At 39.4% G+C, this 15,955-nt stretch carries 1 protein-coding gene; it reads left to right on the forward strand.

Translation table 11 applies throughout. The annotated features are described in order from the left end of the window. Window positions 1-904: 904 nt before the first annotated feature. Window positions 905-15,949, forward strand: coding sequence for an MBG domain-containing protein (locus tag ACOQN8_RS09910; protein ID WP_420552556.1), 15,045 nt, complete (start codon window positions 905-907; stop codon window positions 15,947-15,949). Window positions 15,950-15,955: the final 6 nt, after the last annotated feature.

Consider the following 15,955-nt stretch of genomic DNA (forward strand, 5'->3'; position numbering starts at 1 on the left):
TAGAACTCTCTTCAAAATAGCAAAGAAATTCATTTTGTTTAAAAAACTATATTTAAAAGAGAGAAGTAGAATTAAAATTTTTTCTCCATTTAGAGAGCATTTTTTTTTTGATATAAAACTTACTACAAAGCTATGAGAGTGCATCAGAATTTTGTGATATTAAAAATGAAGTTAAAGTGCATCTTTTCTGGGTTTTATATGGTGGTTATGTCAAAAAAAGAGTGTAATCAATATTGTTTTAAATGTGTGAAAAAGATGAGGTTCTACGTTAAGTTAAATTATTAATAAGTGTATATGTTTTTATTTAAAATGTTTAGTGAATTTGAAATTAGATAAACACTATTTGTTGTAGGGGGAAAACACTATTCTGTAAAAGAAAAACACTATTTAATACAGGAAAAACACTATGTAATATGGGGAAAAAATACTCAATTCAAAAACAAATATTTGGAATCAGTACTTTCAAACAAGAAAGGTGTAAAAACAATCTGATTCTTTTAAGTCAAAAGGCAACAAAGCTCTTCTTTTAATTAATGTCTTTTGAAAATAAAATCTACAAAAAATAATAATTAATGAAGTAGGACTTAAAGGAGTCCTAAAAATTCAGGTGCTCAATGATAAGATATTTTCTATACAGTTAAACTTAGTTTAAAACAGTCATAAAAGATATAATTAACAAATAACGAAAGACTATAACCAAAAAATATTTAATGAAAACATAAATACAAATTATCAACTAGAAAAACCACAAGAATCATTTTATACAAACACAATTAACCTTACATACATGAAAAAAAAAGATTCCCTATTTAGTAAATTTTCCAAAACTAAGGAGGCTAGAAAAAGAGAGCCTGACAAAATTCTTATACTGAGTTTACTCATATTTTTTAATTTTTTTCTGTTTGTGCACGAAAATTATGCACAATATTCAAGTACACATTATGTGCCTCCATATGTGTCAGGAGTACAATCTAATAGTACTCAGAATGAACAATATTTGATATTAACAACTTTAGAGTCAACTGCTTTTGATGTAACTATTACATTAGGAGACGGAACAACTAAATTACCAACAGGGCAACTAGTAGCTGGAACAGGAACATCTATTATTACTAGTGGTTCTCCCAGTCCAGGACAATACAATTCGACTACGGGAGTTGCTTCTATTAGTGCCACTAATCCATTGGTGATTAGAATTGGAGTTCGTTCTAGTGACTCAGTAGCGGGAACAGGAGTATTGACTACAAATGACATTAATACTTCTACAGGAGATTTAAACGCTTCTGTAACGCCAGGCTATGAAGACCCAAGTAATCAAGGCTTGATATTAACAGCATCAAATAATTTTTATGTAAACCTAAGGCATGATTCAGGTTCACAAGGAGGGTCCTTAACAGGAAAAGGAAGTGCTGGTTTAGGTCAAAGTTTTATAACAGGAAGTCCAGTTGCTAATAATACTTATGATCAGAATGTTTTATTTATCTCTGTAATGGCTACACAGTCAGGTACTACCAATGTTACTTTTACAGATTTTAATGGAAGAACATTTATAGGTCATGGTACATCAACAACAATTAATAAATCTTTAAGTCAAGGAGAAGTTTATGTGATAGCTCAAATAGTGGATGGAGACGGATCAGACCCTGATTATGATACAGCCGTAGAACGAAATAGTTTTAATGGTATTTCTGTGACTTCAGATAAAGATATTGCGATAGCTTCAGGAGGATTAGCAGGACCAGATGCTTCAAGCGCAGGGAGAGATATTGGATACGATCAATTAGTACCAGTGAGTGAGGCTGGAAGTGATTTTATTTTAGTAAGAGGACAAGGGTCTGCATCACTAGAATATGCTATAGTAGTTGCTACTCAGGCTAATACGCAAGTGTTTTTAAATGGAAGTGGAACCGCAGTAACAACACTTGCTAATGTTGGAGATTATATTCTTTTAAATAGTGCAAACAGTCTTTGGCAAACAGCAACTAGTAGTAATGATAATGCATATATTAGAACAGACAAGCCTTCATTTGTATATCAAACAACAAATGGAGCAAATGCATCTACTGTATCGAGTATGAATTTGATTCCGCCAATTAGTTTGTGTTCTGAAACATCAGAAGTAACTATTGCGGATCCATTACAGTTTGGAACAGCGTATTTAAATATTACGGTTCCAGTAGGAACTAATACAACTGTAACACCTACAGGAGGAGGAACAACTTTTGTAATAGGACCAGATGGAGGAGATGATGTTGATAATAGTAGTAATAATGTTACAGGTAATACAGAATGGTTTACACATACATATCAGATTCCTTCTGGAGTAACTTCAATCAATATTAAAGGAAATGGAGACGAGTCCGTTGGAGCAACGAATCCTATAAACGTAGGTTTTTTAGGGGCGTCAGGGAATAAAGGAGCAGCGGGATATTTTGCAGGATTTGGAGCACCACCAAGTGCAACAGTAGATGGATCAAGTATTATGTTAGGTGGAATTGCAGCTACAACTCTTAATGAACCATTAAATGCAGCAGGAGAAACAGCGGTGTCATTCTCTTTCGAAGTTGAAGTTCAAGGGAATTGTACTTCTAATGTTTCTGTAGATTGGGAAGTAATCGCAGGAACCGCTCAATTAGGAACTGATTATACTTTAGCATCAGGAACAACTTCTGGAACAGCTTCTTTTACGGCACCTAGTGGTACAAGTACACAAACTATTACCCTTCCAAATATTACAATAAAAGATGATGCTGAGGTTGAACCGACGGAAACATTAATTATTAGACTTTCTAATCCTGTAAATGCAGTATTAGGAAATACTGACACGGAAATATCTATAACAGATAATGATACATCTGTTTCAATAGCAGCAACAGATGCTGCAAAAAGTGAAGGGAATTCGGGAAATACTGCTTTTACTTTTACAGTAACCCGTACTGGAATTACTACGGGGGCAAGTTCAGTAGATTATGCAATAACTGGAAGTGGAGCTAATGCTGCTGACGCAACTGATTTTGGTGGGGCATTACCATCTGGAACTGTTAATTTTGCAGCTACAGAAACTAGTAAGGTAATTACAGTGAACGTAAATGGAGATAATGCATTTGAACAAACTGAAGAATTTACAGTAACCTTATCGAATCCAACAGGAACAGAAATTGGAACAGCTACAGCTACAGGTAGTATTACAAATGACGACTCAGGTGTTAGTGTTAGTAGTCCAACAATAACAGAAGGAGATAGTGGAACAACGAATGCAGATGTTGTGGTAACATTAAGTTCTCCAGCGCCATCAGGTGGAGCAACGATATATTATACTGTGGTGCCAGGAACAGCAGTAGCTGGTGTAGATTATACAGCCCCAGCGGCAAATGCTAGAATAATTATTCCAGCAGGTAGTAGTACAGGAACTATTAGTATTCCAATTATAGGAGACACTACAATAGAAGCAGATAAATCTTTTACAGTTCAAGTTACAAGAGATTTAATTATAAATGCAGGATTTCAAGATGGAACAACAGGATGGACTACAGTATCGGGAACGCCGAACTGTGCTGGAAGTTTTTCTTTTGAAGTAAATACAGAAACAGTATATGGAGGAAGTGTTGGAACAAACCAAGTTTTGGAGGTCGATTGTTTATCTCAAGGATATCAAGACTTTCCAACAAAAGCAGGAACTACTTACGATGTAAGTTTTATAACATCAAGAAGAACTGCAGGAGGTTCACCAGCTTCTGTTAATGGAACAATTACTGTTCAAGATAATAATGGAGGCGTACTGACTAATTTAAATAGTACTACGGTAACAAAAACAAATACTACTTTTGAATATACTTCAAGTACATTTTCATTTACCGCAACAGGAACAACTTCTAGAGTATTATTTACTTCAACATTAACACAAACACTAGGTTTAATTTTAGATGACCTTTCTGTAGAGCCACAAGTAGCTGATGCTACATCTACTGTTACAATTACGGATGATGATACTTCGGTGACAATAGCAGCAACGGATGCAATAAAAGCAGAAGGAACAACAGGCTCTACAGCATTCACCTTTACAGTTACTCGTAATGGAGATACTAGTGGAACAAGTGCTGTGAATTATGCGGTAACAGGAAGTGGAACTAATCCAGCTGTTGCGGCTGATTTTGGAGGGACTTTTCCTAGTGGCACAATAAACTTTGCAGCCACAGAAACAAGTAAAGTAATCACAATAAATGTTAGTGGAGACACTACTGTGGAACCAGATGAAGGTTTTACAGTAACGTTATCTAGTCCAGTTGATGCGAATATCGCAACAACTACAGCTACTGGAACAATTACAAATGATGATCCTACAATTACGTTTAATGATATAACAGTTACTTATGGAGATGCTAATTTTAACTTAGGAGCAACTTCAAATTCTGGGGGAGCAATTACATATTCTATTATTGGATCACCTAATGGTACAAGTTTATCAGGTACAAATAATGAAACGGTAACCATAGGAGATGCTGGTACAGTTACGATAAGAGCAACTGTAGCAGTTAACGGAATATATACTTCAGGAACTAAAGATATTACGTTGACAATAGATCCAAAGACATTAACAATCACAGCTACCGATCAGAACAAAGAATATGGAAGTAGCTTAACAGGAGGTACAGGTTATACTACCTTTACTTCAGTAGGATTAGCCAACAGCGAAACGATTGGTTCAGTAACAGTAGCCTATGCAGATGGAGAAGCAGCTACGGATGCAGTAGGTACGTATACAGATGCGATTCAATTATCAGCAGCGACAGGCGGAACCTTTACCGCAAGTAACTATACGATTAGTTATGTAGATGGAGATTTAACAGTTACAGCTAAAGCATTAACAATCACAGCTACCGATCAGAACAAAGAATACGGAAGTAGCTTAACAGGAGGTACAGGTTATACTACCTTTACTTCAGTAGGATTAGCCAACAGCGAAACGATTGGTTCAGTAACAGTAGCCTATGCAGATGGAGAAGCAGCTACGGATGCAGTAGGTACGTATACAGATGCGATTCAATTATCAGCAGCGACAGGCGGAACTTTTACCGCAAGTAACTATACGATTAGTTATGTAGATGGCGATTTAACAGTTACAGCTAAAGCATTAACAATCACCGCTACCGATCAGAACAAAGAATACGGAAGTAGCTTAACAGGAGGTACAGGTTATACTACCTTTACTTCAGTAGGATTAGCCAACAGCGAAACGATTGGTTCAGTAACAGTAGCCTATGCAGATGGAGAAGCAGCTACGGATGCAGTAGGTACGTATACAGATGCGATTCAATTATCAGCAGCGACAGGCGGAACCTTTACCGCAAGTAACTATACGATTAGTTATGTAGATGGCGATTTAACAGTTACAGCTAAAGCATTAACAATCACCGCTACCGATCAGAACAAAGAATACGGAAGTAGCTTAACAGGAGGTACAGGTTATACTACCTTTACTTCAGTAGGATTAGCCAACAGCGAAACGATTGGTTCAGTAACAGTAGCCTATGCAGATGGAGAAGCAGCTACGGATGCAGTAGGTACGTATACAGATGCGATTCAATTATCAGCAGCGACAGGCGGAACCTTTACCGCAAGTAACTATACGATTAGTTATGTAGATGGAGATTTAACAGTTACAGCTAAAGCATTAACAATCACCGCTACCGATCAGAACAAAGAATACGGAAGTAGCTTAACAGGAGGTACAGGTTATACTACCTTTACTTCAGTAGGATTAGCCAACAGCGAAACGATTGGTTCAGTAACAGTAGCCTATGCAGATGGAGAAGCAGCTACGGATGCAGTAGGTACGTATACAGATGCGATTCAATTATCAGCAGCGACAGGCGGAACCTTTACCGCAAGTAACTATACGATTAGTTATGTAGATGGAGATTTAACAGTTACAGCTAAAGCATTAACAATCACCGCTACCGATCAGAACAAAGAATACGGAAGTAGCTTAACAGGAGGTACAGGTTATACTACCTTTACTTCAGTAGGATTAGCCAACAGCGAAACGATTGGTTCAGTAACAGTAGTCTATGCAGATGGAGAAGCAGCTACGGATGCAGTAGGTACGTATACAGATGCGATTCAATTATCAGCAGCGACAGGCGGAACCTTTACCGCAAGTAACTATACGATTAGTTATGTAGATGGAGATTTAACAGTTACAGCTAAAGCATTAACAATCACCGCTACCGATCAGAACAAAGAATACGGAAGTAGCTTAACAGGAGGTACAGGTTATACTACCTTTACTTCAGTGGGATTAGCCAACAGCGAAACGATTGGTTCAGTAACAGTAGTCTATGCAGATGGAGAAGCAGCTACGGATGCAGTAGGTACGTATACAGATGCGATTCAATTATCAGCAGCGACAGGCGGAACCTTTACCGCAAGTAACTATACGATTAGTTATGTAGATGGCGATTTAACAGTTACAGCTAAAGCATTAACAATCACCGCTACCGATCAGAACAAAGAATACGGAAGTAGCTTAACAGGAGGTACAGGTTATACTACCTTTACTTCAGTAGGATTAGCCAACAGCGAAACGATTGGTTCAGTAACAGTAGCCTATGCAGATGGAGAAGCAGCTACGGATGCAGTAGGTACGTATACAGATGCGATTCAATTATCAGCAGCGACAGGCGGAACCTTTACCGCAAGTAACTATACGATTAGTTATGTAGATGGAGATTTAACAGTTACAGCTAAAGCATTAACAATCACCGCTACCGATCAGAACAAAGAATACGGAAGTAGCTTAACAGGAGGTACAGGTTATACTACCTTTACTTCAGTAGGATTAGCCAACAGCGAAACGATTGGTTCAGTAACAGTAGCCTATGCAGATGGAGAAGCAGCTACGGATGCAGTAGGTACGTATACAGATGCGATTCAATTATCAGCAGCGACAGGCGGAACCTTTACCGCAAGTAACTATACGATTAGTTATGTAGATGGAGATTTAACAGTTACAGCTAAAGCATTAACAATCACCGCTACCGATCAGAACAAAGAATACGGAAGTAGCTTAACAGGAGGTACAGGTTATACTACCTTTACTTCAGTAGGATTAGCCAACAGCGAAACGATTGGTTCAGTAACAGTAGCCTATGCAGATGGAGAAGCAGCTACGGATGCAGTAGGTACGTATACAGATGCGATTCAATTATCAGCAGCGACAGGCGGAACCTTTACCGCAAGTAACTATACGATTAGTTATGTAGATGGAGATTTAACAGTTACAGCTAAAGCATTAACAATCACCGCTACCGATCAGAACAAAGAATACGGAAGTAGCTTAACAGGAGGTACAGGTTATACTACCTTTACTTCAGTAGGATTAGTCAACAGCGAAACGATTGGTTCAGTAACAGTAGCCTATGCAGATGGAGAAGCAGCTACGGATGCAGTAGGTACGTATACAGATGCGATTCAATTATCAGCAGCGACAGGCGGAACCTTTACCGCAAGTAACTATACGATTAGTTATGTAGATGGAGATTTAACAGTTACAGCTAAAGCATTAACAATCACCGCTACCGATCAGAACAAAGAATACGGAAGTAGCTTAACAGGAGGTACAGGTTATACTACCTTTACTTCAGTGGGATTAGCCAACAGCGAAACGATTGGTTCAGTAACAGTAGTCTATGCAGATGGAGAAGCAGCTACGGATGCAGTAGGTACGTATACAGATGCGATTCAATTATCAGCAGCGACAGGCGGAACCTTTACCGCAAGTAACTATACGATTAGTTATGTAGATGGAGATTTAACAGTTACAGCTAAAGCATTAACAATCACCGCTACCGATCAGAACAAAGAATACGGAAGTAGCTTAACAGGAGGTACAGGTTATACTACCTTTACTTCAGTAGGATTAGCCAACAGCGAAACGATTGGTTCAGTAACAGTAGTCTATGCAGATGGAGAAGCAGCTACGGATGCAGTAGGTACGTATACAGATGCGATTCAATTATCAGCAGCGACAGGCGGAACCTTTACCGCAAGTAACTATACGATTAGTTATGTAGATGGCGATTTAACAGTTACAGCTAAAGCATTAACAATCACCGCTACCGATCAGAACAAAGAATACGGAAGTAGCTTAACAGGAGGTACAGGTTATACTACCTTTACTTCAGTAGGATTAGCCAACAGCGAAACGATTGGTTCAGTAACAGTAGCCTATGCAGATGGAGAAGCAGCTACGGATGCAGTAGGTACGTATACAGATGCGATTCAATTATCAGCAGCGACAGGCGGAACCTTTACCGCAAGTAACTATACGATTAGTTATGTAGATGGCGATTTAACAGTTACAGCTAAAGCATTAACAATCACCGCTACCGATCAGAACAAAGAATACGGAAGTAGCTTAACAGGAGGTACAGGTTATACTACCTTTACTTCAGTAGGATTAGCCAACAGCGAAACGATTGGTTCAGTAACAGTAGTCTATGCAGATGGAGAAGCAGCTACGGATGCAGTAGGTACGTATACAGATGCGATTCAATTATCAGCAGCGACAGGCGGAACCTTTACCGCAAGTAACTATACGATTAGTTATGTAGATGGAGATTTAACAGTTACAGCTAAAGCATTAACAATCACCGCTACCGATCAGAACAAAGAATACGGAAGTAGCTTAACAGGAGGTACAGGTTATACTACCTTTACTTCAGTGGGATTAGCCAACAGCGAAACGATTGGTTCAGTAACAGTAGTCTATGCAGATGGAGAAGCAGCTACGGATGCAGTAGGTACGTATACAGATGCGATTCAATTATCAGCAGCGACAGGCGGAACCTTTACCGCAAGTAACTATACGATTAGTTATGTAGATGGAGATTTAACAGTTACAGCTAAAGCATTAACAATCACCGCTACCGATCAGAACAAAGAATACGGAAGTAGCTTAACAGGAGGTACAGGTTATACTACCTTTACTTCAGTGGGATTAGCCAACAGCGAAACGATTGGTTCAGTAACAGTAGTCTATGCAGATGGAGAAGCAGCTACGGATGCAGTAGGTACGTATACAGATGCGATTCAATTATCAGCAGCGACAGGCGGAACCTTTACCGCAAGTAACTATACGATTAGTTATGTAGATGGCGATTTAACAGTTACAGCTAAAGCATTAACAATCACCGCTACCGATCAGAACAAAGAATACGGAAGTAGCTTAACAGGAGGTACAGGTTATACTACCTTTACTTCAGTAGGATTAGCCAACAGCGAAACGATTGGTTCAGTAACAGTAGCCTATGCAGATGGAGAAGCAGCTACGGATGCAGTAGGTACGTATACAGATGCGATTCAATTATCAGCAGCGACAGGCGGAACCTTTACCGCAAGTAACTATACGATTAGTTATGTAGATGGAGATTTAACAGTTACAGCTAAAGCATTAACAATCACCGCTACCGATCAGAACAAAGAATACGGAAGTAGCTTAACAGGAGGTACAGGTTATACTACCTTTACTTCAGTAGGATTAGCCAACAGCGAAACGATTGGTTCAGTAACAGTAGCCTATGCAGATGGAGAAGCAGCTACGGATGCAGTAGGTACGTATACAGATGCGATTCAATTATCAGCAGCGACAGGCGGAACCTTTACCGCAAGTAACTATACGATTAGTTATGTAGATGGAGATTTAACAGTTACAGCTAAAGCATTAACAATCACCGCTACCGATCAGAACAAAGAATACGGAAGTAGCTTAACAGGAGGTACAGGTTATACTACCTTTACTTCAGTAGGATTAGCCAACAGCGAAACGATTGGTTCAGTAACAGTAGCCTATGCAGATGGAGAAGCAGCTACGGATGCAGTAGGTACGTATACAGATGCGATTCAATTATCAGCAGCGACAGGCGGAACCTTTACCGCAAGTAACTATACGATTAGTTATGTAGATGGAGATTTAACAGTTACAGCTAAAGCATTAACAATCACCGCTACCGATCAGAACAAAGAATACGGAAGTAGCTTAACAGGAGGTACAGGTTATACTACCTTTACTTCAGTAGGATTAGTCAACAGCGAAACGATTGGTTCAGTAACAGTAGCCTATGCAGATGGAGAAGCAGCTACGGATGCAGTAGGTACGTATACAGATGCGATTCAATTATCAGCAGCGACAGGCGGAACCTTTACCGCAAGTAACTATACGATTAGTTATGTAGATGGAGATTTAACAGTTACAGCTAAAGCATTAACAATCACCGCTACCGATCAGAACAAAGAATACGGAAGTAGCTTAACAGGAGGTACAGGTTATACTACCTTTACTTCAGTGGGATTAGCCAACAGCGAAACGATTGGTTCAGTAACAGTAGTCTATGCAGATGGAGAAGCAGCTACGGATGCAGTAGGTACGTATACAGATGCGATTCAATTATCAGCAGCGACAGGCGGAACCTTTACCGCAAGTAACTATACGATTAGTTATGTAGATGGAGATTTAACAGTTACAGCTAAAGCATTAACAATCACCGCTACCGATCAGAACAAAGAATACGGAAGTAGCTTAACAGGAGGTACAGGTTATACTACCTTTACTTCAGTAGGATTAGCCAACAGCGAAACGATTGGTTCAGTAACAGTAGTCTATGCAGATGGAGAAGCAGCTACGGATGCAGTAGGTACGTATACAGATGCGATTCAATTATCAGCAGCGACAGGCGGAACCTTTACCGCAAGTAACTATACGATTAGTTATGTAGATGGCGATTTAACAGTTACAGCTAAAGCATTAACAATCACCGCTACCGATCAGAACAAAGAATACGGAAGTAGCTTAACAGGAGGTACAGGTTATACTACCTTTACTTCAGTAGGATTAGCCAACAGCGAAACGATTGGTTCAGTAACAGTAGCCTATGCAGATGGAGAAGCAGCTACGGATGCAGTAGGTACGTATACAGATGCGATTCAATTATCAGCAGCGACAGGCGGAACCTTTACCGCAAGTAACTATACGATTAGTTATGTAGATGGCGATTTAACAGTTACAGCTAAAGCATTAACAATCACCGCTACCGATCAGAACAAAGAATACGGAAGTAGCTTAACAGGAGGTACAGGTTATACTACCTTTACTTCAGTAGGATTAGCCAACAGCGAAACGATTGGTTCAGTAACAGTAGCCTATGCAGATGGAGAAGCAGCTACGGATGCAGTAGGTACGTATACAGATGCGATTCAATTATCAGCAGCGACAGGCGGAACCTTTACCGCAAGTAACTATACGATTAGTTATGTAGATGGAGATTTAACAGTTACAGCTAAAGCATTAACAATCACCGCTACCGATCAGAACAAAGAATACGGAAGTAGCTTAACAGGAGGTACAGGTTATACTACCTTTACTTCAGTAGGATTAGCCAACAGCGAAACGATTGGTTCAGTAACAGTAGCCTATGCAGATGGAGAAGCAGCTACGGATGCAGTAGGTACGTATACAGATGCGATTCAATTATCAGCAGCGACAGGCGGAACCTTTACCGCAAGTAACTATACGATTAGTTATGTAGATGGCGATTTAACAGTTACAGCTAAAGCATTAACAATCACCGCTACCGATCAGAACAAAGAATACGGAAGTAGCTTAACAGGAGGTACAGGTTATACTACCTTTACTTCAGTAGGATTAGCCAACAGCGAAACGATTGGTTCAGTAACAGTAGCCTATGCAGATGGAGAAGCAGCTACGGATGCAGTAGGTACGTATACAGATGCGATTCAATTATCAGCAGCGACAGGCGGAACCTTTACCGCAAGTAACTATACGATTAGTTATGTAGATGGAGATTTAACAGTTACAGCTAAAGCATTAACAATCACCGCTACCGATCAGAACAAAGAATACGGAAGTAGCTTAACAGGAGGTACAGGTTATACTACCTTTACTTCAGTAGGATTAGCCAACAGCGAAACGATTGGTTCAGTAACAGTAGTCTATGCAGATGGAGAAGCAGCTACGGATGCAGTAGGTACGTATACAGATGCGATTCAATTATCAGCAGCGACAGGCGGAACCTTTACCGCAAGTAACTATACGATTAGTTATGTAGATGGCGATTTAACAGTTACAGCTAAAGCATTAACAATCACCGCTACCGATCAGAACAAAGAATACGGAAGTAGCTTAACAGGAGGTACAGGTTATACTACCTTTACTTCAGTGGGATTAGCCAACAGCGAAACGATTGGTTCAGTAACAGTAGTCTATGCAGATGGAGAAGCAGCTACGGATGCAGTAGGTACGTATACAGATGCGATTCAATTATCAGCAGCGACAGGCGGAACCTTTACCGCAAGTAACTATACGATTAGTTATGTAGATGGCGATTTAACAGTTACAGCTAAAGCATTAACAATCACCGCTACCGATCAGAACAAAGAATACGGAAGTAGCTTAACAGGAGGTACAGGTTATACTACCTTTACTTCAGTAGGATTAGCCAACAGCGAAACGATTGGTTCAGTAACAGTAGCCTATGCAGATGGAGAAGCAGCTACGGATGCAGTAGGTACGTATACAGATGCGATTCAATTATCAGCAGCGACAGGCGGAACCTTTACCGCAAGTAACTATACGATTAGTTATGTAGATGGAGATTTAACAGTTACAGCTAAAGCATTAACAGTAACTGCTGATGATAAATCTCGAGCTGAGGGAGTTGCTAATCCAGTTCTTACAATTACTTATTCAGGTTTTATAGTAGGAGATAGTGTTACAGATTTAGATACAGTTCCAGTAGCGAGTACTACAGCGACAGTTACATCTCCAGTCGGAATGTATCCTATTACAGTATCAGGAGGAGTAGATAATAATTATTCTTTTAACTATGTTTCTGGTACTTTAAATGTTTTAACAGATACAGATGGTGATGGTGATCCAGATGTAACAGATCCAGACGATGATAATGATGGAAATCCAGATGGAACCGATCCAAACCCATTAGTGCCAACAGGAGCAGATGATGTATTAACAGTTGTAGAAGGTCAAAGTGCTATGGTTAATGTTTTAACTAATGATGACTTTGGACCAGGAGCAAATACAAGTATCACCCAAACAGGAGGAACTGCTGGAGGAACTGTAAGTATTGATCCATTAACAGGAGAAGTTACTTATACACCAGCCGCAGGCGAAGAAGGAGGTACAGTTACAATTGAATTACAAGTATGTAATACAGCAGTAACACCACAAGTTTGTGTAACAGAAACAATAACTGTAACTGTTCAAGTAGATACAGATGGCGATGGTAATCCAGATGTAACAGATCCAGACGATGATAATGATGGAAATCCAGATGGAACTGATCCAAATCCATTAGTGCCAACAGGAGCAGATGATGTATTAACAGTTGTAGAAGGTCAAAGTGCTATGGTTAATGTTTTAACGAATGATGACTTTGGGCCAGGAGCAAATACAAGTATTACTCAAACAGGAGGAACTGCCGCAGGAACCGTAAGTATTGATCCATTAACAGGAGAAGTTACTTATACACCAGCCGCAGGCGAAGAAGGAGGTACAGTTACAATTGAATTACAAGTATGTAATACAGCAGTAACACCACAAGTTTGTGTAACAGAAACAATAACTGTAACTGTTCAAGTAGATACAGATGGCGATGGTGATCCAGATGTAACAGATCCAGACGATGATAATGATGGGAATCCAGATGGAACCGATCCAAACCCATTAGTGCCAACAGGAGCAGATGATGTATTAACAGTTGTAGAAGGTCAAAGTGCTATGGTTAATGTTTTAGCTAATGATGACTTTGAGCCAGGAGCAAATACAAGTATCACCCAAACAGGAGGAACTGCCGCAGGAACCGTAAGTATTGATCCATTAACAGGAGAAGTTACTTATGCACCAGCCGCAGACGAAGAAGGAGGTACAGTTACAATTGAATTACAAGTATGTAATACAGCAGTAACACCACAAGTTTGTGTAACAGAAACAATAACTGTAACTGTTCAAGTAGATACAGATGGCGATGGTGATCCAGACGTTACAGATCCAGACGATGATAATGATGGGAATCCAGATGGAACGGATCCAAACTCATTAGTGCCAACAGGAGCAGATGATGTATTAACAGTTGTGGAAGGTCAAAGTGCTATGGTTAATGTTTTAGCTAATGATGACTTTGAATCAGGAGCAAATACAAGTATCACCCAAACAGGAGGAACTGCTGCAGGAACCGTAAGTATTGATCCATTAACAGGAGAAGTTACTTATACACCAGCTGCAGGCGAAGAAGGAGGTACAGTTACAATTGAATTACAAGTGTGTAATACAGCAGTAACACCACAAGTTTGTGTAACAGAAACAATAACTGTAACTGTACAAACAGATACAGACGGTGATGGTGATCCAGACGTTACAGATCCAGACGATGATAATGATGGGAATCCAGATGGAACCGATCCAAACTCATTAGTACCTACAGGAGTAGATGATGTTTTAGTTGTAGGAGAGGGACAAACAGCTTCAGTTAACGTTCTAGCGAATGATGATTTTGAGCCAGGAGCAAATACAAGTATCACTCAAACAGGAGGAACTGCTGTAGGAACCGTAAGTATTGACCCATTAACAGGGGAGTTAAGTTATACTCCAGCTCCAGGAGAGCAAGGAGGTACAGTTACAATTGAATTACAAGTATGTAATACAGGAGTAACACCTCAAGTTTGTGTTAGTGAAAGAGTTACAGTAACTGTACAAACAGATACAGATGGCGATGGTGATCCAGACGTTACAGATCCAGACGATGATAATGATGGGAATCCAGATGGAACGGATCCAAACTCATTAGTGCCAACAGGAGCAGATGATGTATTAACAGTTGTGGAAGGTCAAAGTGCTATGGTTAATGTTTTAGCTAATGATGACTTTGAATCAGGAGCAAATACAAGTATCACCCAAACAGGAGGAACTGCTGCAGGAACCGTAAATATTGATCCATTAACAGGAGAAGTTACTTATACACCAGCCGCAGGCGAAGAAGGAGGTATAGTTACAATTGAATTACAAGTATGTAATACAGCAGTAACACCACAAGTTTGTATAACGGAAACTGTTACTGTAACTGTTCAAGTAGATACAGATGGCGATGGTGATCCAGACGTTACAGATCCAGATGATGATGGTGATGGTATTTCTGATGCTACAGAGGGTAATGGTGATAGTGATGGTGATGGTACGCCAGATAGCTTAGATACTGATAGTGATAATGATGGTATTCCAGACGGAACAGAGGGAGCTGGAGATACTGATGGAGATGGTACACCTGATTATTTAGATTTGGATTCAGACGGCGATGGTATTTCAGATAACACCGAAGGTTTAGGAGATAGTGATGGAGATGGAATATCAGACTATCAAGATCCAGACGATGATGGAGATGGAGTATTAACTGCTGATGAAGACATAAATAACGATGGAGATCCAACAAATGATGATACTGATGGTGATGGTACACCAGATTATTTAGATACAGATGATGACAACGATGGAATATTAACTATCGATGAATTTATGAATGATTGTGATAATGATAAAGTGCCAGATCATATTGATTTAACTGACTGTACAATTATACCAGAAGGTTTTTCACCAAATGGAGATGGAGTAAATGATCTTTTTGTAATTCCATTCTTATCAAACCACAGAAACTTTAGTATGGGAGTTTATAATAGGTATGGTAGAAAAGTTTATAGATATGATAATAATGGAAGTAGCAATCCTCAATGGTGGGATGGTTATTCAAATGTTAGTTTAACATTTGATAATAGTAAACCAGTTCCGGTAGGTACTTACTATTATGTTATTGAGTTGAACGATGGAAGTGGTAAACAATTTACAGGTTGGGTTTATATTAATAGATAATAGAAA

It is taken from the genome of Tenacibaculum aiptasiae (genome assembly GCF_965221665.1).
Classification (GTDB): Bacteria; Bacteroidota; Bacteroidia; order Flavobacteriales; family Flavobacteriaceae; genus Polaribacter; species Polaribacter aiptasiae.